Raw genomic sequence first — 23954 nt, 5'->3', positions numbered from 1 at the left:
GTGCCTAGCCTTGGGCCCTGGCGGGGATCACGGTGGCCTCGGGGGCCAGCATGACCGGGATGCCCTCGACGATGTCGTAGCTGTAGGTTTCCCCGTTGGCCCCGGTGCCGGTGGACACCAGCGTGTCCCCGTGCTGGACGAGGGCGGAGCCGGTGACGGGGCAGCGGAGCTGGGCAGTGAGTTGGGTTGAAAGATTCGACATGGAACCCAGTTTAGGGCTCTTGGTTCCCTTCGCGCAGCACCCGCAGGTGCCGCCGCGTCATGCCCTGCCCGGGGCCCGGTTCGATGGCCGGCGGGGAGGTGCGGGGCGCCGGGACCTCGGGGGCCGGCGCGGGCGCGGGCTGGGCGTCGTTTTCACGCACCGCATTGGCCAGCGCGTACAGGTCGTCGTTGCGCAACCGCCCCTGTTCCGGCAGCGCCAGGCGCATGACTTCCCAGCCCAGCGGCACCGTCAGGCGTTGGGCGTGGAGGGTGCACAGATCGTAGCAATGCGGTTCCGCGAAGGTCGCCAAGGGACCGAGCACCGCCGTCGAGTCGGCGTACACATAGGTCAGGGTGGCGATGGCCGGCTGGCGGCACGCCGAACGTGAACAAAGTCTGGATGATCCCACGGTTACACAGACTACCGCAGCCAGGCGGCGGCACGGCGGCGCACCGCCGAGCGGCAGGCGGATCCCACGGGCCCAAGGTGGCATAGGCTAGATACTATGTCCGGAAAACTGTCGATCGATTTGGACGGGCGCGATCCGGCCTCGCTGCAGAGCGGGGAAACCCGGGGCTTCGCGGCCCGCAAGCGCAACCGGCACGGACGCGGCCGGCGCGGCCCGATGATCATGGCGCCGCTGCCCGGGGCGCGGACCCGCGCAGAGCGCTTCGAGGACCTCCTGGTGGAGTCCGCCGAACGCCTGGCCGACCGCTGGGGCGACCGTGTGACGGCCATCGACTTCCGCATCATGCTGGTCCCCAATGCGAAGGTGCTGGCCCGGGCGCAGGCCGCCGGGACCCGGGTGCCATGGGCGACCAACCGCTCGGCGCGTCCCGGGCGCCCCGACCGCATCACGCTCTACCGCCGCCCCATCGAGGAGGCGTGCGTCCGCGGCCCCGACCTGCTGCCGGAGCTGGTGCACATGTCGATCGTGGAGCAATTGGCGGACCTGTGGGCCATGGACCCGCAGTCAATTGACCCCGAATACGGGGTCTGGGGCACCGGCCCGAACGACTAGTCGCGCAGCACGACCTGGACGCCCTCGCGTCCCAGGGCCGCGTCGCTGACCTTTACCGCGGCGACGCCAAAGGCGCCGTCATGGAGCACTGCTGCGGCGTAGCTGGGGGCGCCGGTGGCCGAGAGCACCAGGGCGGTGGCCCCGGCGCCGAAGTCGGAGGCTGTCAGCGCGACCGACTTGCCGCCGGCCAACTCGACCGTGCGCGCCGCCGAAAGCCTGCCGTTGGCGCCCATCGAACGCACCGAAACCTTGGCGGTGTCCTCCGGGGCATTGAGCACCACCGTGGCCCGGCCCTGGGCCGGAAGCACCAGCAGGTGCTCGCTGCCCAGCCGGTTGGCGGCACCGGCCCAGGCCAGGTCGATGGGCTCGTTGGCCTTGGTGCCGCGCACCATTTTCACGCTTGCGCTCACCGCCGAGTCGCCCTCGACGACGATGGTGTAGTTCCCGGCCGGAAGCCCGCCCAGCGGCATGCGTGCGGTGGCGTTGGAGGCCACCACCACTTCCCCGCCGCCGGGGATCGGGACCTCGCCGGCCGGCCCCAGCGCGCGCACCTTGACGGTGGCCCCCTCGGCGGAGGTGGCCGCCAGCACCACCTCGGCGGCGGCATCGGCGTTGGCGGCGGGCTTGCCCAGCGCCCCGGCGAGCTTCGGGTCCAGGATCGCGACCCCGGGAATCACCTGGGTGTTGTTGGCGGTGGCTGCCGCCCCCAGGTAGTCAAGGCCGCCCGGGACCAGCCCGCGCAGCGTGCTTTGCTGGATGGTGGCGTTGATGCGCCCGCCGGAGGAGGTGACCTTGGCCGAGAGCGCCTTTTCGTTGGGGGCGTAGCCGGCCAGGATGACGGATTTCGACTCCCCAGGGGCCACCGCGAGCGCGGAGAGGCTGGGTGCGGAGACCATGCCGTCGGCACCGCGCAGGTCAACGCGCACCTGGGCGACGGAGGCCGAGGGGTTCACCAGGTTCAGCACCGCGGTGGAGCCGGGCGTGGTCACCGCCCCGGTGAGCCAGGATTCGGAGGTCGGCGGGGTGCAGCCGGCGGCCGCGAGCCCGGCCAGGTCGCCGTCCGCGGCGGAGTAGGTCCGCACGGCGGAGACCAGGGACTGGACCCCGCCCAGCGGCTGGGAGTGCACCGTGAGCGACTCGGCGTAGTTGGTCACCGGCCCCGGGGCGCCCTTGCGCTCGGAGGTTCCGTCCGCGCCGGCACCGGTGGCCCGCTCGGCCTCGGCGGCGGGCAGGCGCGGGGCGATGGTCTTTTCGACGCCCGCATCGTTCCTGAGCATTTCGGTCCCGGGGATGCGGCCGGCGGAATCGGAGAGCACCGCGGCGCGCACCGCGGTCCTGGCGTTCTTGGATGCCGGGGCGAATTCCGGGTCGACCCCGGATCCGGCGCCGGTGAACAGCTTCATGGTCGACGGGCAGCTTGCCAGCGCGTCTCCCGCGGGCAGCGACGTGACGGCGATGTCGGTACCGGTGGCGGCGGTGGCCGGCGGGAACACCGATCCGGCGGCGATGGCCGCGGCGCCCAGGCACAGCACCCCGACCGAGCCCAGCACGCCCAGCGCCCTGCCGCGTCCCTTGGTGCGTCGGCTTCCGGCGCGGGCCGCGGGTTCGGCCTTTGCTTCGTTCTCCGCCCCTGCGGCCGCGGCGGGTTCCGCCGGGTCTGCGGGCGCGGACGGGGCGGCAGACCCGGCGGAGGGGTCCGTCGGACCGGGTGCCGCGGCCTGTGGCGCGGCGGACACGGGGCCGGGGACCTGCTCCCCCGCCGGTGGAAGTGCCGTCCCCGGGGCCAGTCCCGCGGCTTCGCGGGCGGCCTGGGCTACGCGTTCAGATTCTCGTCGTGCCTTGCGGGAATCGTTTTTCACTTCTTCTCCTTGGCGTCCGCGGGACGGTTTCCGCGGTCGAGCTCGTCGATGCTTTCGGCGTTGCCGCGGGTGCGGTATTCATCCAGGCGGCGCGCGGCAAAGCGGCGGCTGCGCGGGATGGGAATGACCAGCAGCAGGGCCAGCAGCAGCACCACCAGCTGGGCGATGGCCACGGGCACCTTGTAGGGGCTGTGGTAGTGCAGTTCCAGGGTGCCGCCGGCGGCACCCAGTTCAAAGCCCTGCGCCCATTGCGCTGTCTCGACACCGGTGCCGGTGGCGTCTTCGGCCTGTCCGGCATCGGCGCCCACGGCCAGGCTCTTGAGCGGCACCCCGTCAAGGGTTGCGCTCCAGCCGGCATCGGCGCGCTCGGCCATGGCCAGCACGCGGCCGGCCTCGCCGGGCTCGATGCGCGCCCCGGAGACCTCCCCGCGGTGCGAGGGCAGCAACGCCACGGTCTTGTCCCCCGCCACGATGCGCACGCGGGAGGTGGAGTCGGTGGCGTTGTCCACGCCCGGGATCGCGGCCCGCGGTTCCACGCGCCACAGCCACCCGGACTCGGTCTGTCCCACGGGAACCAGGCCCGGCACCGCGTCCAGGCGCGCGACCAGTGCCGAGGCCGTCGCCCGGGAATCCTGCAGCACCACGAAACCGGTGCCGAGCGCCGCGAGTTCCTCGCGCGGGTCCAGCGCGGAGTCGGAGACGAGGGTGGCCACGGTCTGTTCGATGAGCCGCTCGGCGTCATCGGATTCGCGCAGCGCCGGGGCCAGCAGGTTGCCGACGACCCGGTTTGCCGACACCGTCTGGGACAGGGAGTCGGCGGTGGTGCCGGCACCGTTCATCAGTGCCGCGCTCACCGCCCCGTCGCCGTTCTGGGCCAGCACCAGCGTGCGGTCCTCATAGGCACCCAGCCCGCGGTCAGCCGCAGTGGCCGGCAGGGTCCGGGCGGACACGGGCCGCAGGGCGCTGGTGGCGCCCAGGTCGCTTTGCGCGGCCGCCCCGGCAGGTGCCGGGATCTGCGCGGCGATCCAGCTGCCGCCCGCCACCAGGACCGAAACGCCCAGCAATGCCGAGGCCCAGGCCAGCGTGCCGGTGGCAACCCGGCGAGCACCCGGCACGCCGGGGGCCAGCGGCTCCCGCTCGCCGCGGAACACGGAGATCCCCAGGCCCGCGGCGAAGAGCAGCGCCAGGACAAAGAAGGAAACGAAGGGGCCGTTGAACGCGGCAACGAAGTTGTCCCCGGCCACGGCGGAGGGCACCAGCGAGGCGCCGTACCCGGCGGCGAGCATCAGCACCCCGCCCAGCCAGAGCATGCGGGCCAGCGGGGTCGAGCCGCTCCGCGCCCCGGCAAAGAGGCCGGTGAGCGCGAAGCCAAGCAGCGGGGCCCCGACCAGCAGCACCAGCACCAGGGCCCAGGGCCCGGCGGGCAGGAATCCGAATCCGGCGGGGGTGCCCAGCGGATCAAAGGCGGTGGGGAAGCCAAGCCCCTGTGCCCACAGCGGAGCCGGGGCAAAGGGCAGGGCAAGTCCCGGATCGGTGAGCAGCACGCGCGGGTTGCCCAGCGAGGCAATGACCAGGGGCAGGTGGAAGACCAGCATCGGCAGCGGCACCCACCACAGCGTCTTGGCCCGCGAACGCAGCACGATCGCCGCGAGGAGGATCAGCAGGACCAGGACCAGGCCGGCGGCCGGGGATCCCGCGGAGATGGGGACCAACAGCAGGGCCGCGGCTGCAGCAGCCGTCCAGGACGGAACGGCCCCGACGCCCGGGCGCGAGGCCCGCCCGCGGCCGGCCCGGAAGTCGACCCCGGCGCCGACCGAGCGCAGCAGGGCCAGCAGGAAGAGCGGTGCCAGCACGTGCACCAGCACGCTGCCGGTACGCCCGGAAGCCAGGGAGACCTGCAGGGACGGGGCCAGTCCCCAGAGCAGGGCGCCGAGCATGCGTGCGGCGCGCGAGCGGGTGACCGCGGCCAGGCCCAGCCAGGCCCCCAACGCGGCCAGCGGCATCGCCAGCAGGGTCAGCACCACGGCAACGGCGTTGGCGTTTCCGCCGCCGGCCAGCGACGCCAGCCAATACAGGTAGTCGATGGGATCCCCGCCTGCCGGGCTGCCCGCCCCGAGGTTGGCCCACCACGAGGTGGCGTTGGCGAAGATCTCGGAGGGTTTGGCGGAGATCGGGAGCATCGCCCCGCCGGCCACGGCGCCGGCGCCGAACAAGGCGCGCAGCCCCACCAGCGATACGGCCAGGGTGGCCAGCACGGCGATGATGGCGCTGACGAAGGCGGAGGTCCGGTTGGGTGCCGCCAGCGCGGCGAAGTCGTTGCGGGCATCCCCGCTGGGGTCCTGGGTGGCGGTGGCTCCGGTGCCGTCCCCGTAGACGCTCTCGCCGTCGAGCGAGTCGAGCATGTTCTTGCGGTGTTCGCGCACCAGGTCCTGGTCGGTGAGCAGCCGGGAGATCGACTTGCGCGGGACCCGGCGGGTGGCTGCGGCCGTGGCACGGGACCTGGAAAGTTTCACGGGCTTGCCCACGGCCCTGAAGGTGGCGCCCAGCTGGCCAAAGGCGTAGGCCGGGTCCTTTGCCAGCACCGAGAGGAGGAAGCGGTAGATCCCGCCCAGCACCGCCCCGACCACCAGGAAGGGGATGGCCCAGGCAGGGGCATGCTTGAGGCGCATGAACACCTCGGCGCGGCGGGTTTCCGCCGGTCCGGCCACGGCGCGCACCACCGCGGCCTTGTGGTGGATCTTGGCCGCGGGCACAATGACCACGCGGTTGCCCATGAGGCGGTTGCGCCAGCACAGGTCCATGTCGTCGCCCAGCCCCGGCAGCGCCGGGTCGAAACCCTCCAGGGCCTCAAAGACGTCGCGGCGGATCAACATGCCGGCGCTGGTCACGGCGAAGGAGTCGGTGCGGGCGTCGTACTGGCCCTGGTCGACCTCGTCGATCTCGATCAGCGTCAGCCGTTCGGCGTACTTGTTCACCCCCAGGCCCACGTCCAGCAGGCGGCGCGGGGAGTCAAGGTCAAGTTGCTTGCACCCGGCAATGGTCACCGATTCGGTGGCCTCGACCACGGTGAGCAGCTTTTCCAGGGCGTTGAGTTCGGGAACCGAATCGTCGTGGATGAGCCAGAGCCATTCGGTGCGGCCTGGTCGGGGCTTCCCGAGGGATTGCACGGCGGCCATCACCGAGTGCCCGAAGCTGTGCTCGGGAACCTCCAGAAGCGTGGAGTCGGAGGGCAGCTGCTTGCGCAAGAGGTCCGCGGAACCGTCGGTGGACGACGCGTCGACGCCGACAAAGCGGTCGATCAGTCGCGTTTGGTCGCGCAGCGCGGCCAGCGTCCGGGGTAAAAAAGCGGCGCCATTGTGGGCAGCCACAATGGCGGTGACGTGGATCGTGGGGAGAATTAGACTGCTCTTTTCCGCAAGCGACGGCGTTCGCGCTCGGACAGTCCGCCCCAAATTCCGAACCGCTCGTCATTGGTCAGTGCATATTCGAGGCATTCGGAGCGCACATTGCACGCACCGCACACGCGCTTGGCGTCCCGGGTGGAACCGCCCTTTTCGGGGAAGAACGCCTCGGGGTCGGTCTGCGCGCACAGTGCCTCGGACTGCCAGCCCAGCTCGCCGTCCTCGTCCTCGGCCCCCAGGCCGATCCAGATGGCCTGTGCGGGACTCTTGCCGTCCAGCATGGCGTCCATGCTCGGTGCCCATGAAGGAGTCGGGTCCGCGGCCAGGTCGTTGGCGGCGTCGTGCGCCAACAGGAATGCCGCTGTCTCCTCCGCCGGGGTCAGAACCTGCGAGCGATCGGCGTCCTGCTCCCGGCCGGTCTCGGCCGGGTCCACAAACCAGTCGGCCGGCACATCCCGGGACCCGCTGTAATTTGGCGTAGGTGCCGTCGTTGCGGCTTCGTTGAAGCTTCGATCCACGTTCCCCATGGTTTACTAACCTTCCGCCGTTACGAACTAGATACCTATAAATGACCCTAAAAGAGCGACGTCGGCGGCCTCTCAATAAAAAGCCGTCGCGAGACAATTTCCCTCTCCGTGACGGTGCACTATCTAATTACACTGGTGTAACTCCGGTCGCGTCAAGTGCGGTCGTCGATTTTAGCCACACATGTCGTAGATTTAGAGTCACGCCACGCCCGAGACTTCGCCGTGATCGTACAGAAATATGCCCGCCCGCGGATTCCCGGGGAATTCACAGGCTTGACAAGGAGCTTCACATGACCATTGATACCAACTCGTTATCTCCCGTCGAATCCCTACTGGCTCCGGTGCGCCACTCCACCCACCCATATTTGACCTGGTATGCCAAAAGCGGGGAGCGCGTGGAACTCAGTGGTCGGGTGTTTGACAACTGGGTCGCCAAGAGCGCAAATCTTTTGCACGAAGAATTTGATTTAGCCCCGGGCAGCGTTGTCGCCACCGACATGCCCGGCCATTGGAAGTCCGCGGCACTGGCACTGGCCTGCTGGCACCTGGGTGCCGAGGTGCGCTGTGTGGCCCCCGGAACGGACCCCGGGGATGTCGACGTATTCATTACCGCCGACCCGCAAACCTTAGCAGTCAACGGCTCGGTCGAGGTCATCGCCGTCCCCCTGCCGGCACTGGCCATGGCCTTCGGCGGCCCCCTGCCGGTGGGTGCCACCGACTACGCTTCCGAGGTCCGCTCCTACGCCGACTCGTTCAACTGCTCCCCCATCGACACCGCTGCCACCGCACTGCACTCCGCTGCCGCCACGCTTGGCTACACCCAGCTCTTTGCCCCGGGCGCACTGCCCGAGGCCGCCGGAACCACGCTTCTGAGCACCGCGTGGCCGCTCGAACGCATTCTTCCGGCACTGGTGTCGCTGTGGAGCGGCGGGTACCCGGTGGTACTGGTGGAGGAGGGCCTGGAGATCAGCAAGTCCCTGCTCGAGGGTGAACGCGTGGTGACGCGCCTGGACCAGGAGTCCTAGGCGGCGCCTCCCCTTCCGCCCGCCCCGCGGGCACGAAAAAGCCCCGACACGTTCCCTGGGTTCCTTTCATCCGTGGGTGAAGCGGGAAACGGGGGCACATGCCGGGGCGACAAGCATTCAACAGCCAGCGCCTAGGGCCCTTAGGCCGGGCCGTCCGGGGCCGGGTCGGCCATCTGCTCCGGACCTGCGGCCCTGCGCTCGGCCGCAACGGGCTCGGGGCCGACGCGCAGCAGTTCGCGGTCGTGCGCGAATTCCTCTTCGGCGTCCATTTCCGCGCCAAAGACCCAGAAGCGGTAGGCGAAGAACCGGAAGATGGTGCCCAGCACCAGTCCGACCACGGAGCCTGCGATGAACACGCTGGTGGTGTCGGTCAGGCCGATCCAGTACTTGGTGACAAACACGCAGGCCGCGGCGATTCCCAGCCCGATGGCGTTCATAATGAGGAACATCACGAGCTCGCGGACCACGTTCGCCTGGCGGCGGTGGCGGAAGGTCCAGTAGCGGTTGGCCACCCACGAGAACATCGTCGCCACGACGCCGGCCACGATCTTCGCCTTGACCTCGGAATCATGCATGGGCCCTTCGAGCAGCCACAGGTAGATGCCGGAGTCAATGATGAACGCGACACCCCCGACCACGCCGAATTTCGCGACTTCGCGCCACAGCATGGACGCCAGGCCCATGAGTTTGCGCCAGATCTGTTGCAGCATGATCCTCCATGGATTCGTATCTATGCACCACACCGCCACATGGCGGGCTAGCGGTGCAGTCGGTGCGGCTGAACCGTCATTTGCTCAGACGGCCAACCAAACTATTCTAATGCGGTTCACTGGATGTTCACCGCCAACGGTGTCCAAACTCGCCATGGACACCCTAGGTTAGGTCGCGCGTTCGGTAGGCTAGGCGGGTGATGTTTCCAGTGATTGGCGTTGTTGGCGGAGGCCAGCTTGCCCGAATGATGGCTCCCGAGGCCCTGAATCTCGGCATCGAACTACGCATCCTGGCCGAGGGCCCGGATGTCTCTGCCGCGCGCAGCGTTGCATCCGCCCCGGTAGGTGACTATACGGATTTGGCGGCCCTGCGTGAATTTGCCCGCGGAGTGGACGTGCTGACCTTCGACCACGAGCACGTGCCCAACGAGCACCTGCGGGCGCTGATCGCGGAGGGCGTGAACGTCCAGCCGCGACCGGAGGCGCTCATCCACGCCCAGGACAAGCTGGTGATGCGCGAGGCCATCGCGGCCCTCGGCCTTCCCAACCCTGAATGGGCAGCCGTCGAAACCGTCGAGGAACTGCTGGCCTTCGGCGAGCGGATCGGCTGGCCCGTCGTCCTCAAGACCCCGCGCGGCGGCTATGACGGCAAGGGCGTGCGCATGATCGACGACGCCGCCCAGGCACGCGCCGCCGCCGATTGGTTCGGCAACGGCGCCCTGCTGGCCGAGGACAAGGTGGCCTTCACCCGCGAGCTCTCCGCCTTGGTCGCACGCAATCCCGGAGGCGAGGCTAAGGCCTGGCCGGTGGTGCACACCATCCAGGTCGACGGCGTCTGCGACGAGGTCCTTGCACCGGCACCCGGCCTGGACCCGGTGGTCGAGGCAGCCGCCGAGGAGGCGGCCCTGCGCATCGCCGAGGCCTTCGGGGTCACCGGCGTGATGGCGGCCGAGCTCTTCGAAACCCCGGGCTCCGGCGCCGGATTCGTGATCAACGAACTTGCCATGCGCCCGCACAACACCGGGCACTGGACCATGAACGGCTCAATCACCAGCCAGTTCGAACAGCACCTGCGTGCGGTCCTTGACCTGCCGCTGGGCGCCACCGACGCGCTGGCCGAGACCACCGTGATGAAGAACTTCCTCGGCGGAGCCAACCAGGACCTGTACAGCGCCTTCGCCGCGGCACTCGCCGCCGAGCCCCGGGTGAAGGTCCATGCCTACGGCAAGTCGGTGCGTCCGGGACGCAAGATCGGGCACGTGAACGTGGTCTCCGAGCCCGGCGAATCGGTTGACTCGCTGCGTGCCCGCGCCAACACCGTGGCCTCGATGATCCGTGACGGCGTGCCCTCCGCGGCACCCGCATCCACCACCTCCACCACCGAAGGACAAACATCGTGAGCACCCCCGCACCCCTGGTTTCCCTGGTCATGGGCTCCGACTCTGACTGGCCCGTCATGAAGCTGGCGGCCGAGGCCCTGCGCGAGTTCGGCATCCCCTTCGAGGCCGACGTCGTCTCCGCGCACCGCATGCCCGAGGACATGATCGCCTACGGCAAGGAAGCCCACACCCGCGGCATCCGCGTGATCATCGCCGGCGCCGGCGGCGCAGCCCACCTGCCGGGCATGCTCGCCTCGGTCACCCCGCTGCCGGTCATCGGCGTTCCGGTGCCGCTGAAGACGCTCGACGGCATGGACTCGCTGCTCTCCATCGTCCAGATGCCCGCGGGCGTCCCGGTCGCCACCGTCTCCATCGGCGGGGCGCGCAACGCCGGCCTGCTGGCGGTGCGCATGCTCGCCACCGGCACGGACGGGCTCGCCGCCGAACTCCAGGAAAAGCTCATTGCCTTCGCAGCCGAGCTGCGCCAGGTCGCGGCCGGGAAGGGCGCCGCACTGCGGGCCGCCGCGGCCTCCGAAACCCCCGGCACCTAAGGACTCCTATGACACCGACCCGCCGTTCGTCCCGCAACCCCGACCTGCTCCCGGATCCCGTCTCGGCTCCCGCACCGGTGCGCTCCAAGCGCGCACTGTTCCTGCTGCTGCTGACCACGTTCTTCCCCGGCAGCGCCCAATGGGTTTCCGGGAACCGCGCCCTGGGCGGGTTCGTCATGCGCGTCACCATCACCTGTTGGGCACTGCTCCTGGTGGTGCTTGCCCTCGCGCTGCTCAAGCGCGACTGGCTGCTGGGCTTCTTCGCGCAGGGTTGGGTGCAGCTGGGCGCAGCACTGCTCCTGGTCGTCCTGGCGGCCGGCTGGCTGCTGATGTTCCTGAACACCCTGGCGATCATCCGACCCAGGTACCTGGCCCCCGGGGCGCGGATCGGGCTCACCGCCACTCTGCTGGTGCTCGCCCTGGCGATCAGCGGGTCCCTGGGCTACGGCGCCTTCGTGCTGAACAAGGGCCGGGAGACCATTTCCAGCGTCTTCTCCGCCGGACCGGCCTTCAAGCCCGTCGACGGGCGCTACAACATCGCGGTGTTCGGCGCCGACTCGGCCGGGAACCGCGAGGGGGTGCGCACCGACTCGATGTCGCTGCTTTCCGTCGATGCCAAGACCGGCAAGTCGCTGCTGATCTCGATCCCCCGCAACCTGCAGAACGCCCAGTTCTCCGCCGACTCCCCCATGCGCAAGGTGTACCCCAACGGGTACGACTGCGGGGACGAGTGCCTCTTCAACGCGATCTACCGCAACGCCACCGACAACCACGCCAACCTGTACCCCGGGGTCGAAAACCCAGGGGCCCAGGCCACTATGGAGGCCATCGAGGGCACCACGGGCCTGAAGGTCCAGGCCTACGTGATGATCGACATGGCCGGGTTCGCCGGGTTCATCAACGCCATGGGCGGGGTGACAGTGGATTCGGGCGGCTGGGTTCCCTACAACGGCAAGTACTGGCCCAACTCCTCGGTCAACACCCACTGGTTCGCCCCCGGCGAGCAGAAGTTCACCGGCAAGCAGGCCCTGTGGTTTGCCCGCTCGCGCGACTTCACCACGGACTACCACCGCATCGCCCGCCAGCAATGCCTGCAGCAGGCCATGATTTCCCAGTTCAGCCCCAAGACCATGCTCACGCGCTTCACCTCGATCATGGATGCCGGCGAACAGCTGGTGGAGACCGACATCCCGCAGCAGCAGCTTGGCTCCTTCCTGAACCTGGCCGACAAGGCCCGCCAGACCCCCTTCAAGCGCCTGACCCTGGGCGCCCCCGACTTCGGGTCCGCCGGCGACAAGTTCTCCACCTACCCCGACTTCGACGTGATCCACGAGCGCATCCAGGAACTCATCTCCGCGCAGTCCGGGTCCTCGCCCAAGAAGACCCCTGCCGCGACCAGTGAATCGGCCAAGGCCAAGGAATCCTCCGCGCCGTCCAAATCGTCGGGCGACTCGGGGACCAAGCGCAATTCCGAGCCCGGCAAGATCAACGTGGCTCCCTCCGACGCACCCACGGCCCAGCCCGACGGCGCGGAGCTGGACGAGCGCTACCTGGTCACCCTCGAGCAGATCGGCCGCACCGACCTGCTGGAAAAGATCGCCGCAAACAACAACGAATGCTCGGTGCCCTAACCCGGCCGCACGGCCACCCATAGCCCTAAGGACAATGATGTATCGCCTGACAAACACCATCCGTGATTATGCCTGGGGATCCACCGGCGCCATTTCGGGGTTGCTGGGAAGCACGCCCAGCGGCAAGCCGGAGGCCGAAATGTGGCTCGGCGCCCACCCCTCCGCCCCGTCGCGTGCCATTGACGGCCAGGAAGGCGGCGAGGCCATCGGCCTGGACCGTTTGATCGCCGCCGACCCGCAGGGGCTGCTGGGCCCCGAGGTGGCCGGGGCCTACGGCCGGCTGCCGTTCTTGATGAAGCTGCTGGCAGCGGGCAAGCCGCTGTCCATCCAGGTCCATCCCTCCGCCGAACAGGCAGCGGCCGGGTTCGCGGCGGAAAACGCCGCCGGCCTGCCGGCCGACGCGCCGCACCGGAACTACCGGGACGGTTCGCACAAGCCGGAAATGATCTACGCGCTCACCGATTTCGCTGCCCTGAGCGGCTTCCGCTCCCCCGCTGCGACGGCCGAGCTCTTTGGCACGCTGGGAACCGCACTGGAAGCAGATGCCGCCGCGACCTGCGACAGGATCGTCTCGCTGCTCACGAACCCCGACGAGGCCGAGGCGCTGCGTTCGACCTGCGAATACCTGCTCGGCGGGTCCCCGGAACTTGGTCGGCTGGGTGCCGCCGCGCTGCGCGCCGTCGAGGCGAACCCGGCCCTGGCCGAACATCCCTCGCTGGCTGAGCTGCCGCGGATCAACGAACACTACCCGGAGGACATCGGCGTGCTGGTCTCGCTGCTGCTGAACCTGGTGGTGCTGGAACCCGGCCAGGCCATCTATCTGGGTGCCGGTAACGTGCACGCCTACCTCCGCGGGCTCGGCGTGGAGGTCATGGCCAACTCGGACAACGTGCTGCGCGGCGGGCTGACGCCCAAGCACATCGACGTGCCCGAGCTGCTGCGCGTCAGCCGCTTCGAGGTCCTGGGCGTCCCGCGCCTGGAACCTGTCGAGACCATGTACGGCCAGCAGGTCTTCACTCCGCCGTTTGCCGAGTTCCAGCTCCAGCACATCGAGCTGGACGCCGTCGCCGATGCGGCCGACATGGGCGGCGGGGACGTGCCGGTGGCGGCCAACGGCCCGGTGATCGTGCTGTGCGTCGAGGGCGAGGTGCTCATCGACACCCCGCGCGGGGACGAGCTCTTGCGCCGCGGCGACTCGCTGTTCATCGGCGCCAACGAGGCCCCGGCCATCGCGCGGCGCAGCGCGAACGCGGCCGGCCGCGCCTTCGCCGTGACCCCGCAGCCGGTGCAATAGGCCCCGACTGACAAAAAGCAGCGGTGCCCGGCGGGAAGTGATTCCCGCCGGGCACCGCTGCGTTTTGCGGCAGGGCCGCAAGGCGTTCTAGCGGGTGTACGCTTCCCACTTGTCGGACTGGTGCTCGCCCTCGACGAAGCGGATGGTGCCCGACTTCGAGCGCATCACGATCGACTGGGTGTGGATGCGGTTGTTCTTGTAGCGCACCCCGCGCAGCAGGTCGCCGTCGGTGATGCCGGTGGCGGCGAAGTAGCAGTTGTCGCTGGTGACCAGGTCGTTGGTGGTCAGCACGCGGTCCAGGTCGTGGCCTGCGTCGATGGCCTTCTGCTTCTCATCGTCGTCCGTGGGCCACAGGCGGCCCTGGATGATGCCGCCGAGCGACTTGATGGCGCAGGCGGTGACGATGCCCTCGGGGGTGCCGCCGATGCCCATCAGCGCATCCACGCCGGTGCCCTCGCGGGTGGCGGCAATGGCGCCGGCGACGTCGCCGTCCATGATGAACTTGGTGCGCGCACCGGCGGCTCGGATCTCCTCGACCAGGCCCGCGTGGCGCGGACGGTCAAGGATGCACACGGTGATCTGGTTGATCTTCTTGCCCTTGGCCTTGGCGATCAGGTGCAGGTTCTGCTTGACCGGCAGGCGCAGGTCGACCAGCTCGGCGGCCTCGGGACCGGTGACAAGCTTTTCCATGTAGAAGACCGCGGACGGGTCGAACATGGAACCGCGGTCGGCAACGGCCAGGACCGAAAGCGCGTTGTTGATGCCCAGGGCGGTCAGGCGGGTTCCGTCGATCGGGTCGACGGCGACGTCGCATTCGGCGCCGGTTCCGTCGCCCACGCGTTCGCCATTGAACAGCATCGGGGCTTCGTCCTTTTCGCCTTCGCCGATGACGACCACGCCATTGAAGGACACGGTGGACAGCAGCGAGCGCATGGCGTCGACGGCCGCGCCGTCGGCGGCGTTCTTGTCGCCGAAACCGACCCAGGGGCTCGAGGCGATCGCCGCCGCCTCGGTGGCACGCACCAGCTCAAGGGCCAGGTTGCGGTCGGGTGACGCGTCGCTGACAGACAGTCGTGGGGACAGGTGGGCAAAATTCGTGGCTTCAGTCACGGTCTTCCTCGTCGTTGAGATCTGTTCGTTTGCCGGGGGCCAACAGCCCCCATCATATCTCCCGGGGCCAACTAGTCCCTTTCGGCCCGACTTGCATTACGCGCCCGGCCGCATCCGGGGCCGGTGCCCGCCCGTTTAGATTCTGCGCGGCGGATGGGCGAGAATGGAGGGGTGAGTGAACACCCCGAAGGCCCCGCCGTACCCGCAGCATCCCCCGCAAGCGCCACCACCCCGGCGCCCGTGGACGCCGACGCGCCAACGCACGTTTCCGCTTCGGCGCCGGAGGATGCGCAACAGCCCGTCAAGCCCGTCCTGACCCCCTCCCAGGCCAAGCGCGCCAACCAGACGCTCAAGGGCATGATCATCTCGGTGTTGCTCACCGTCGCCGTGGCGATCCCCGTCATCCTGATCAACCCGCCCGACAAGGCCGAGAACTTCCGCGCCCCGGTCGACGTTGCCGATGTCGCCTCGCAGGCCGCCGCGGATGCCGACTTCACGCCCTGGGCACCGAACCTTCCCGAGGGCGACTACGTGAACTTCGCGCGCTGGATCACCGGGAACGTCGACGGGATCAAGTTCTGGGAATTCGGGGTGGTCACCAAGGACGACGAGTTCGTCTGGGTCAGGCAGACCGCCGGGGCCAACCCGTCCTGGCTGGCCGCGGTAACCGAGAACGCCGCCCTCGCCGGCACCCACGCGGTGGACGGGACCGACTGGGAGCTGCGCACCAAGGGAAAGTCCGAGATCCTGATCGGAACGCTCGGCAAGTCGACCATCGTGCTGACCAGCGACAGCGGCCTTGGCACCCTTGAGTCGCTGGCCCGCCTGGCCCAGCAGGAGATCCCCGCAAAGTAGCGGGTCCGCCGCCGGGACGCCGAATACGGCACGGAAGTGTGAGAATTGCCACAGCGCACCCCCTCGGCGCGCCCCGATTGCGGGCTTCACGAAACGTAGGGCGTGCCAACCCGGGCAGTCGGGGCGTCTAAGCTAAAAAACATGAATGAATCCGACGTCCCCGTCGACCACCTTGACCTGACTCCCGCACAGGCATGGCGGAAATTGCGCGAAGGCAATTCCCGCTTCGTGGCCGGTCACACCGACCACCCCAACCAGGATGCGCTGCGCCGGCAGTTCCTGGTGGACAAGCAGCACCCCTTCGCCGTGATCTTCGGTTGCTCGGACTCCCGTCTCGCCGCCGAAATCATCTTCGACCTGGGCCTGGGCGACGTGTTCGTGGTGCGCACCGCCGGCCACGTCATCGACTCGGCGGCACTGGGCTCCCTGGAGTACTCGGTGGCCATGTTGAACGTCCCGCTGATCGTGGTCCTGGGCCACGACTCCTGCGGCGCGGTGACGGCCACCATCGATTCGGTGGAAAGCGGAACCATGCCCCCGGGCTTCATCCGCGACCTCGTCGAGCACATCACCCCGTCGGTGATCACCGCCAGGCGCAACGGCATCCGCGACGTCAACACCACCGTGGTGGAGCACGTGCAGCAGACCACCCACCGCCTGGTGGAACAGTCGCGCATCATTTCCTCGGCCGTGGAAGAGGGCCGCACCGCGGTGATCGGGGTGACCTACCGCCTGGCCGAGGGCAAGGCGGAAATGGTCTCCGGCTTCGGCGTGCTCTAGCCGCAACCGCCGCGCCCACCGGCAGCCCGTGCCACGGGTTGCAGGTGGGCGCCTTTTTTATTCCCGCGTTCGCCATTGGGCTGAACTGTGCGCCCGGCCACTGCCGAAGGCCGTGCATGCGGCGTAGCGTGTCTGGCATGGACACTTCTGCAGATTTCCGCATCGAACACGACACCATGGGCGAGGTCCGCGTGCCGGCCGCCGCCCTCTACCGGGCGCAGACCCAGCGCGCGGTCCAGAACTTCCCGATCTCCGGGAAGAAACTCGAACCCGCGCACATCCGGGCCCTGGCCCAGGTGAAGAAGGCCGCCGCCCTGGCGAACCTGGAGCTCGGGGTGCTGGATGCCGAGCGCGCGCACGCCATCGTGGCAGCGGCCGACGGGGTCGCCGCGAACAAGTACGACGCGCATTTCCCCATCGACGTGTTCCAGACCGGCTCGGGAACCTCGAGCAACATGAACATGAACGAGGTGCTCGCCGAGCTGGCCACGCGCGCGCTCACGGCGGCCGGCTCCGACACCGTGGTGCACCCCAACGACCATGTCAACGCGTCACAGTCCTCCAACGACGTGTTCCCCACCTCGGTCCACGTCGCTGCGACAGCCGGGTTGCTCGGCGACGTGATCCCCGGCCTCGAGGTCCTGGCCGCCTCGCTGGAGGCCAAGGCCGTCGAGTTCAGGGACGTGGTGAAGTCCGGACGCACGCACCTGATGGACGCGACCCCGGTGACCCTGGGCCAGGAGTTCGGCGGGTACGCCGCCCAGATGCGCTACGGCGCCGAACGCATCATGGCTTCCCTCCCGCGCGTGGCCGAGGTGCCGCTGGGCGGCACCGCCGTGGGCACCGGCATCAACACCCCCGACGGCTTCCCCGAGCGCGTCATCGAGCTGCTGGCGCAGGACACCGGGCTGCCGCTGACCGAGGCCCGCAACCACTTCGAGGCCCAGGCCAACCGCGACGGGCTCATCGAGGCCTCCGCCCAGCTGCGCAACATCGCGATTTCGCTGATGAAGGTCAACAACGACCTGCGCTGGATGGGCTCGGGCCCCAACACCGGGCTGGGCGAGATCGCCATCCCGGACCTGCAGCCCGGATCCTCGATCATGCCCGGCAAGGTCAACCCGGTGATCTCGGAGGCCGCGATCATGGTCGCCGCCCAGGTGATCGGCAACGACACCGCGATCGCGTGGTCCGGGACCAACGGGGCGTTCGAGCTGAACGTCGGCATCCCGGTGATGGCCTCGAACCTGCTCGAGTCCATCCGCCTGCTGGGCAACACCACCCGGGTGATGGCGGAAAAGATGGTCGACGGGATCACCGCCAATGTGGAGCGCGCGCGCTTCCTGGCCGAGGCCTCCCCCTCGATCGTCACCCCGCTGAACAAGGTGATCGGCTACGAGAACGCGGCGAAGATCGCCAAGAAGGCGGTCGCCGACGGGCTCACGGTGCGCGAGGCGACCGTGGCCCTCGGCTTCGTCGAGCGCGGCGAACTCACCGAGGCGCAGCTCGACGAGCTGCTCGATGTCACCACCATGACCGGCAAGCACTGACCGGTCGCACGAACGGGCTCTTCTTGGCGGGGGCGGTGCACCGGGGTTTGGTCCCCGGCGCACCGCCCCCGGCGTGTCTGCGCCGCCGCGCCGCGCCTCGGTGTGGGCGCGGGCACAACATTTGCACTGAGGGTTGATTAGTGCAAAACTGCACTCTGTGAAGAATAGTGCAACAAGGGCTTCGGCCGAGCCGGCCACCCCGCCCAGCCTCAGCGCCCGCATGCTGAAAACCCGCCTGTCCATCTCGCGGAATGCCCGGGAGCTGACGGCCGAAAACGGCTTTGCCGGGTTCACCATCGAGGAACTCTGCGCCCGGGTCGGGATCTCCCGACGCACCTTCTTCAACTACTTCGCGACCAAGCTCGATGCGGTGTTCGGGCACGCGGAAGACGGCTTGTCCGCCGAGGCACTTCAGCGGTTCATGGACGCCCGGCCCGCCGACACCGTGGGCATCTCCCCCACCCTGCTGGCCGACCTGGTTGCCCTCGTGCTGGAACAGCTGCGCCGGGACGAGTCCGAGATCCGCGGTGTCCACGGCTTCTTCACGATCCTGCACCGCGAGCCGGAACTGCTGGCACGCATGATGAAGGTCGGCCCGGAACGCCAGGCCGAATTCACCGCCCTGGTGGCCAGGCGCGAAGGCGTAGAAGCCGATCACAGCGGCATCGGCATGCTGGTGCATTGCCTGCAATTTGCCACCCACCGGGCGATCGAGCGCTATTTGGCCGCTCCCGACGGCCCCTCGCTGGAGGAAGAATTCCTTTCAGTCCTGCACCAGACCCGGGAACTGTTCGGCCAGCCCCTGCTGCACGGGGACCAGTACCCCGCCAGCTGACCCGCCGGCAGCTCCCCGCCACGCATCTTTCCCTCCACACGCAAGGAACCACCATGTCCACCACCACCGCGTCCCGGCCCACCCCGGGCCCGGCGCCGTTGCTGCTGACGCAACGGCGCATCTGGATCATCTTCTCCGCGCTGATCGCCGGCATGATGCTCTCCTCCCTCGACCAGACCATCGTCTCCACCGCCATGCCCACCATCGTGGGGCAGCTCGGCGGGGTCGAGCACCAGGCGTGGATCACCACCGCCTACCTGCTGGCCACCACCATCGTGATGCCGATCTACGGCAAGTTCGGCGACGTGCTGGGCCGACGCAACCTGTTCCTGATCGCCATCGCGCTGTTCACCCTTGCCTCCGTGGGAGCCGCGTTCGCCGGGACCTTCTGGATGTTTGTGTTCTTCCGTGCCATGCAGGGCCTGGGCGGCGGCGGGCTGATGATCCTCTCGCAGGCCATCATCGCCGACATCGTCCCGGCCTCCGAGCGCGGGAAGTACATGGGCCCGCTGGGCGCCATCTTCGGCCTCTCCGCGGTTGCCGGTCCGCTGCTGGGCGGCTTCTTCGTGGACCACCTGACCTGGCAGTGGGCGTTCTACATCAACATCCCCATCGGCATCGGCGCCTTCCTGATCGCCTGGTTCGCGCTGACCATCCCGAACAAGAAGTCCACCAAGAAGATCGACATCCTCGGCGTGCTGCTGCTCTCGATCGCCACCACCTGCCTGATCTTCTTCACCGACTTCGGCGGATCCAGGAACCACGGCTGGGCAGCGCCCGAGACCTGGGCCTGGGGCGTGGGAATGCTCGCGGCCATCGTGCTCTTTGTGATCGCCGAGGCCCGCGCCGAGGACCCGATCATCCCGCTGTCGCTGTTCAGGAACCCGGTCTTCGTCAACGCCACGGCCATCGGCTTCACCCTGGGCCTGGGCATGTTCGCTGCCATCGCGTTCGTCCCCACCTTCCTGCAGATGTCCTCGGGCACCTCCGCCGCCGTTTCGGGGCTGCTCATGGTCCCGATGATGGTCGGCCTGATGGGCACCAGCATCTTCTCGGGAATCGCGATCACCAAGACGGGCAAGTACAAGGGCTACCCGATCGCCGGCGCCCTGGTCACCGCCGTGGCCATGCTGGCCTTCACCTCGCTTTCGGCAGCCACCCCGCTGTGGCTGATCTGCGTGTACCTCTTCGTGTTCGGTGCCGGCCTGGGACTGATCATGCAGGTCGTCGTGCTGGTGGTGCAGAACGCCGTGGACCCCGCCATGGTGGGCACCGCGACCTCCACGAACAACTACTTCCGCGAGGTCGGTGCGTCCCTGGGCGTGGCGATCTTCGGGGCCATGTTCACCAACCGGCTCTCCGAGAAGCTGACCGAGGTCTTCACCGGCGCCGGGGCCAACGCCGCGGATGCCGGCAACGCCACCGCGACCCTGGATCCGCAGACCATGTCACAGCTTCCGGAGGCCGTGCGCGAGGGCATTGTCAACGCCTACGCCGATTCCCTGGCACCGGTGTTCTGGTACCTGATCCCGTTCATCCTCATCGCCTTCGTGCTGGCGCTCTTCCTCAAGCAGGTCAAGCTCTCGGACACCGCCGGCATGGTGGCCCGCGGCGAGGCCATCGGCGGCGAGGAGGCACAGTCCCTGGAGGATGCGGCACGCTCGGGTGCCAAGGTCTCCGCCGGCGCCTCCGCCGAGGAAACAGCGGGTTCGGAGCCGAAGGGCTAGGTTCCTTCGCCGTCCCCGCACGTTGGCGCCCCGCAGGAGACCAGCCGATTCCCGCCCGGGAACCGGAGGGGCGCACCTGCGGGGCGCCTTTCGCGTCAGGGGTCAGCCAGGTTCGGGGCCGCCGGTGATGAAGTGGCCCGATTCGGCGGGCTCGAGGGTCCAGTCGATGGCGCGTTGGTGCTTGGGCGGCAGTGCCGGCAGCTGCCCCAGCTCGAACCACGCCACCTCGAGGTTCTCGTCGTCGTTGACCCTCGCCTCCCCGCCCAGGTATTTTCCGGCCAGGATGATGTCCAGGTACTGCGCGCGGTCCCCGTTGGGGTAGACCGCCTCGTCGGTCGTTGCCACCCCGACGAGGCGGGTGATGGCGCAGTGCACCGCGGTTTCCTCGAACACCTCGCGCACCGCCGCGACTGCCGGTTCCTCGCCCGGCTCCAGGATGCCGGCCGGAAGCGTCCAGCGCCCGTTGTCGGCCCGGCGCACCAGCAGCACGCGGCCCCCGTGAATCACCACGGCCTTGACCCCGGGCAGCCACAACGGGTCGTTGCCGATCTTCCGGCGCATCCGGAGAATGAATTCCGGTGTGGGCATGGCGGCTATCCCGCCACGGCAAGGGCCAGGGCGGCTCCCGCCAGCATGAACGGGCCGAAGGCGACCGAGGAGCGCAGGGTGACCTTCCGGGCGAGCAGCAACACCACCGACCAGAGGGCCCCGATGATGAATGCGAACGCGGTGGCCCACAGCAGGTGGGTGTAGGAGAGGAAGCCGAGGTAGAGCCCCAGCACGGCGGCCAGTTTCACGTCCCCCAGCCCCATGCCGGCGGGCGCAATCAGGTGCAGCACCAGGTAGCCGGCGAACAGGATGACGGCTCCCAGGACCATGCGCAACAGCACCATCGGTTCCCCCGCCAGCAGGGCGGCCGCGCCCAGCAGCACCAGCGCCGCAATGAACCACGGGCCCAGGATCCGGTTGGGCAGCAGGTGCGACTTGAAGTCGATAATGGTCAGTCGCACGGCGTTGAAGAGGTACAGCGCCAGGGCCAGCGCGGCCAGGATTCCGGCCACAGTGGCCAGGGCGGGGTCGGCGGCAAACCAGTGCAGGATTTGTTGCGGCATGGGCCAAACCCTACGCGGTGTGCGGCCCCGCTGTCAGCGGCGGCACGCCACCTGCAGGGCAAAGGCACGCGATGTGGCTCCTCGCTACACTGAAGGCATGGATCAGCTCAATGGTGCGGCAGTTTTTCCCGACCCCGACCGGGCACCGAGCAAGGAACTCATGGGGCACTTCCGTCGGCTTGCCCGCTCCTCCCCCTGGCTGTGGAACACCATCCAGATCCGGATCGGCGTCACCGACAAGGAACGCCGCGGGCTGGCCTTTGCCGCCCCCGGCCGCCCCCGGCACCTCACGGTGCTCATCAGGCGCCCGGACGCCATCCGCGTCGAGGAGGAGGACGGCACGGTGCTCTTCCGCACCGAGCACATCAACGACTCCCGCGACGCCGGCTTCGTGGCCGCGACCCGCAAGAGCTGGCTGTTGCCGCCGCAGCTGCTGGCCCCGGTCTACGGGGACGACGGCCTGGTCTCCCGGCGACCGGAGGCAGCCTATGGCAACGAGCTGATGCCGGTGGGTTTGTGGGGCGCGTTCCTGGATCCGGTCGAGGTCGCCGGTTTCGCCCCGGGCCCGGCCGACATGTCCTTCCCCCACCCCAGCACCATCCATGCGCTGCGCAGGCTCACGGACGAATCGGGCCGCGAATGCCTGGAGGCGGAACTTTCCCGGGGCCATTCATATGCCCCGGTCAATGCGGAGGCGCCGCTGCTGGGCCCGGGCCGCACGCGGGTGCGGCTCGACCGGGCCACCGGCATCTGCGTGCTGCACCAGGTGCTTGACGGGCCGGATGCGGGGCTCGAGCACCGGGTGTCCGTCATCGCCGTGGACGAGTACATGATCGACGGGTTGTTCACCCAGCCGCGGGCCTCGCTCAGCGATGTGCGGCAGGCGCCGCTGTGGCCGATCCCGGGGCTGGCGGACCACCCCGGACCCGCGGATCGCGACAACGCACGGCACCGGGGCGGGCCCGCGGCCTAGGACCGCGGGACCGCCCCGGGGTTGCACCCGGCTAGTGGATGCGGTCCTCGAGCAGCTCGGTGACCAGCGCGGCGATCTCGGAGCGCTCGGAGCGGGTCAGGGTCACGTGCCCGAAGAGGTGGTGGCCCTTGAGCTGTTCGACCACCGCCGCGACGCCGTCGTGCCGCCCCACCCGCAGGTTGTCGCGCTGGGCCACGTCGTGGGTGAGGATCACCTTGGAGTTCTGCCCGATGCGCGAGAGCACCGTGAGCAGCACGTTGCGCTCCAGCGACTGCGCCTCGTCGACGATCACGAACGCGTCGTGCAGCGAGCGTCCGCGGATGTGGGTCAGCGGCAGCACCTCGAGCATGCCCCGGCTCATGACCTCGTCGATGGCGTTCTTGGAGACCACCGAGCCCAGGGTGTCGAACACGGCCTGCGCCCAGGGGTTCATCTTTTCCGCCTCGGCGCCGGGCAGGTAGCCCAGCTCCTGCCCGCCGACCGCGTAGAGCGGGCGGAAGACCATGATCTTGCGGTGCTCGCGGCGTTCCATCACCGCTTCGAGCCCGGCACACAGCGCGAGCGCCGACTTGCCGGTGCCGGCGCGGCCGCCGAGGGAAACGATGCCGATTTCCTTGTCGAGCAGCAGGTCCAGGGCCAGGCGCTGTTCGGCGGAGCGGCCGCGCAGCCCGAAGGCCTCGCGGTCCCCGCGCACCAGGCGCACCAGGTGGTTGCGGTCCACCCTGCCCAGCGCCGAGCCGCGCGGGGAGTGCAGGATCAGCCCGGTGTTCACCGGCTGCTCGGCTGCCTCCTCGAGCTCCAGGGACTCGTCGGCGTAGAGCGCCGACATGTCTTCCTGGCTCACGTCCATCTCGTGCACGCCGGTCCACCCGGAGTCGGCGATCAGCTCGTTGCGGTATTCCTCGGCGGTCAGGCCCATGGCCGAGGCCTTGATGCGCATGGGCATGTCCTTGGACACCAACGTGACATCCAGGCCCCCATCGAGCATGGCCTTTGCGACGGCGAGGATGCGGGTGTCGTTGTCCGCGTTGCGGAACCCCACCGGCAAGACGTCGGGCGCGATGTGGTTCAGTTCCACGCGCAGGGTGCCGCCCTGCTTGCCGACCTCCATGTCGTTGGCCAGCCCGCCGTGCTTGCGGCCCAGGTCCTCAAGGGTCCGCAGTGCCTCGCGGGCAAAATAGCCCAGCGTGGGGTCGTTGCGCTTGTGCTCGAGTTCGGTGATCACTGTCAGCGGCAGGACCACATGGTGTTCGGCAAAGCGCAACATGGCGTGGGGGTCTGCGATCAACACCGAGGTGTCCAGGACGAAGGTCCGGGTACCTACCGCCGATGCCATCTGGGTGGCAGTCGCTGCCGAGTCGGCGGGTGCGGTTGATGGGTTTTCCTGTTTCGCTACCACTGTGGCTCCTCGC

At 68.9% G+C, this 23954-nt stretch carries 22 protein-coding genes; 12 read left to right on the top strand and 10 right to left on the bottom strand.

The genetic code is table 11. From position 1 onward, the window contains the following. Nucleotides 1-4 precede the first annotated feature (4 nt). Both KRR55_RS08630 and KRR55_RS08625 read right to left on the bottom strand, forming a co-directional pair. Complete coding sequence (locus KRR55_RS08630; protein ID WP_217388661.1) at nucleotides 5-202, bottom strand: Trm112 family protein; 198 nt, start codon at nucleotides 200-202, stop codon at nucleotides 5-7. Nucleotides 203-212: 10 nt separating this feature from the next. Then, nucleotides 213-611, bottom strand: coding sequence for a DUF3499 domain-containing protein (locus KRR55_RS08625; protein WP_336245068.1), 399 nt, complete (start codon nucleotides 609-611; stop codon nucleotides 213-215). Between the two features lie 96 nt (nucleotides 612-707). Here KRR55_RS08625 and KRR55_RS08620 point away from each other — a divergent pair, with 96 nt between their 5' ends. Next, complete coding sequence (locus KRR55_RS08620; protein ID WP_217388659.1) at nucleotides 708-1223, top strand: metallopeptidase family protein; 516 nt, start codon at nucleotides 708-710, stop codon at nucleotides 1221-1223. Here KRR55_RS08620 and KRR55_RS08615 read toward each other — a convergent pair. From KRR55_RS08615 to KRR55_RS20290, 3 genes are read right to left on the bottom strand one after another with little or no spacing between them, the layout of a single operon-like run. Then, complete coding sequence (locus KRR55_RS08615) at nucleotides 1220-3082, bottom strand: DUF5719 family protein (RefSeq protein ID WP_217388658.1); 1863 nt, start codon at nucleotides 3080-3082, stop codon at nucleotides 1220-1222. The two genes, KRR55_RS08620 and KRR55_RS08615, sit on opposite strands and share 4 nt — an antisense overlap. Further along, the gene (locus tag KRR55_RS08610; protein ID WP_217388657.1) at nucleotides 3079-6450 is read right to left on the bottom strand and encodes a glycosyltransferase; all 3372 of its coding nucleotides are present in this window, start codon (nucleotides 6448-6450) and stop codon (nucleotides 3079-3081) included. The genes KRR55_RS08615 and KRR55_RS08610 overlap by 4 nt, the downstream gene beginning before the upstream one ends. A 29-nt stretch (nucleotides 6451-6479) precedes the next feature. Continuing rightward, entirely contained in the window at nucleotides 6480-7010 is a 531-nt protein-coding gene (locus KRR55_RS20290; RefSeq protein ID WP_254455974.1) for a WhiB family transcriptional regulator, read from the bottom strand. Between the two features lie 290 nt (nucleotides 7011-7300). Between KRR55_RS20290 and KRR55_RS08600 the strand changes: the two genes are divergently transcribed. Beyond that, nucleotides 7301-8035, top strand: coding sequence for a TIGR03089 family protein (locus KRR55_RS08600; protein ID WP_217388656.1), 735 nt, complete (start codon nucleotides 7301-7303; stop codon nucleotides 8033-8035). Nucleotides 8036-8175: 140 nt separating this feature from the next. Here the strand turns inward: KRR55_RS08600 and KRR55_RS08595 are convergent, their stop codons facing one another. Further along, nucleotides 8176-8745 carry a GtrA family protein gene (locus KRR55_RS08595; RefSeq protein WP_217388655.1) on the bottom strand — a complete coding sequence of 190 codons (570 nt, stop codon included), beginning with the start codon at nucleotides 8743-8745 and terminating at the stop codon, nucleotides 8176-8178. A 245-nt stretch (nucleotides 8746-8990) separates the two neighbouring features. On the opposite strand from KRR55_RS08595, the gene KRR55_RS08590 reads away from it, so the two are divergent. Genes KRR55_RS08590 through manA form a run of 4 tightly spaced genes read left to right on the top strand, consistent with a single transcriptional unit; the run spans nucleotide 8991 to nucleotide 13600 of the window. After that, a complete protein-coding gene (locus tag KRR55_RS08590; protein WP_254456029.1) occupies nucleotides 8991-10145 on the top strand; it encodes a 5-(carboxyamino)imidazole ribonucleotide synthase in 1155 nt (384 codons plus the stop codon). Nucleotides 10146-10174: 29 nt separating this feature from the next. Then, on the top strand, nucleotides 10175-10675 hold the full coding sequence (gene purE / locus KRR55_RS08585; RefSeq protein ID WP_217388737.1) for a 5-(carboxyamino)imidazole ribonucleotide mutase: 501 nt from the start codon (nucleotides 10175-10177) through the stop codon (nucleotides 10673-10675). Between the two features lie 8 nt (nucleotides 10676-10683). After that, nucleotides 10684-12306 carry an LCP family protein gene (locus KRR55_RS08580; protein ID WP_254455973.1) on the top strand — a complete coding sequence of 541 codons (1623 nt, stop codon included), beginning with the start codon at nucleotides 10684-10686 and terminating at the stop codon, nucleotides 12304-12306. A 37-nt stretch (nucleotides 12307-12343) separates the two neighbouring features. Next, nucleotides 12344-13600: a mannose-6-phosphate isomerase, class I gene (gene manA / locus KRR55_RS08575; RefSeq protein WP_217388653.1), complete on the top strand. Its 1257-nt coding sequence runs from the start codon at nucleotides 12344-12346 to the stop codon at nucleotides 13598-13600. A gap of 87 nt (nucleotides 13601-13687) precedes the next feature. Here manA and glpX read toward each other — a convergent pair whose 3' ends face one another. Then, nucleotides 13688-14710 (bottom strand): class II fructose-bisphosphatase, encoded by a 1023-nt coding sequence (gene glpX, locus KRR55_RS08570; RefSeq protein WP_217388652.1) that lies wholly within the window; start codon nucleotides 14708-14710, stop codon nucleotides 13688-13690. Nucleotides 14711-14881: 171 nt separating this feature from the next. On the opposite strand from glpX, the gene KRR55_RS08565 reads away from it, so the two are divergent. The 5 genes from KRR55_RS08565 to KRR55_RS08545 all read left to right on the top strand — a co-directional run bounded on the left by KRR55_RS08565 (nucleotide 14882) and on the right by KRR55_RS08545 (nucleotide 20457). Continuing rightward, complete coding sequence (locus KRR55_RS08565; protein ID WP_217388651.1) at nucleotides 14882-15565, top strand: DUF4245 domain-containing protein; 684 nt, start codon at nucleotides 14882-14884, stop codon at nucleotides 15563-15565. A gap of 141 nt (nucleotides 15566-15706) precedes the next feature. Then, nucleotides 15707-16345 carry a carbonic anhydrase gene (locus KRR55_RS08560; RefSeq protein ID WP_217388650.1) on the top strand — a complete coding sequence of 213 codons (639 nt, stop codon included), beginning with the start codon at nucleotides 15707-15709 and terminating at the stop codon, nucleotides 16343-16345. 137 nt (nucleotides 16346-16482) lie between these two features. Next, nucleotides 16483-17895 carry a class II fumarate hydratase gene (locus tag KRR55_RS08555; protein ID WP_217388649.1) on the top strand — a complete coding sequence of 471 codons (1413 nt, stop codon included), beginning with the start codon at nucleotides 16483-16485 and terminating at the stop codon, nucleotides 17893-17895. A 157-nt stretch (nucleotides 17896-18052) separates the two neighbouring features. Further along, the gene (locus KRR55_RS08550) at nucleotides 18053-18730 is read left to right on the top strand and encodes a TetR/AcrR family transcriptional regulator (protein WP_254455972.1); all 678 of its coding nucleotides are present in this window, start codon (nucleotides 18053-18055) and stop codon (nucleotides 18728-18730) included. 53 nt (nucleotides 18731-18783) lie between these two features. After that, nucleotides 18784-20457 (top strand): MDR family MFS transporter, encoded by a 1674-nt coding sequence (locus tag KRR55_RS08545; protein ID WP_217388648.1) that lies wholly within the window; start codon nucleotides 18784-18786, stop codon nucleotides 20455-20457. A gap of 102 nt (nucleotides 20458-20559) precedes the next feature. Here KRR55_RS08545 and KRR55_RS08540 read toward each other — a convergent pair whose 3' ends face one another. Both KRR55_RS08540 and KRR55_RS08535 read right to left on the bottom strand, forming a co-directional pair. After that, entirely contained in the window at nucleotides 20560-21045 is a 486-nt protein-coding gene (locus tag KRR55_RS08540; RefSeq protein WP_217388647.1) for an NUDIX hydrolase, read from the bottom strand. 5 nt (nucleotides 21046-21050) lie between these two features. Then, entirely contained in the window at nucleotides 21051-21569 is a 519-nt protein-coding gene (locus KRR55_RS08535; protein ID WP_217388646.1) for a prepilin peptidase, read from the bottom strand. Between the two features lie 97 nt (nucleotides 21570-21666). Between KRR55_RS08535 and KRR55_RS08530 the strand changes: the two genes are divergently transcribed. Then, nucleotides 21667-22542 (top strand): hypothetical protein, encoded by an 876-nt coding sequence (locus KRR55_RS08530; protein ID WP_217388645.1) that lies wholly within the window; start codon nucleotides 21667-21669, stop codon nucleotides 22540-22542. A 31-nt stretch (nucleotides 22543-22573) separates the two neighbouring features. Here KRR55_RS08530 and KRR55_RS08525 read toward each other — a convergent pair whose 3' ends face one another. Next, the gene (locus tag KRR55_RS08525; RefSeq protein ID WP_254456026.1) at nucleotides 22574-23878 is read right to left on the bottom strand and encodes a PhoH family protein; all 1305 of its coding nucleotides are present in this window, start codon (nucleotides 23876-23878) and stop codon (nucleotides 22574-22576) included. Nucleotides 23879-23954 lie beyond the last annotated feature (76 nt).

The sequence above is a fragment of the Paeniglutamicibacter quisquiliarum genome, assembly GCF_019084045.1.
GTDB lineage: Bacteria > Actinomycetota > Actinomycetes > Actinomycetales > Micrococcaceae > Paeniglutamicibacter > Paeniglutamicibacter quisquiliarum.
This window is presented reverse-complemented; position numbering and strand designations above follow the sequence as displayed.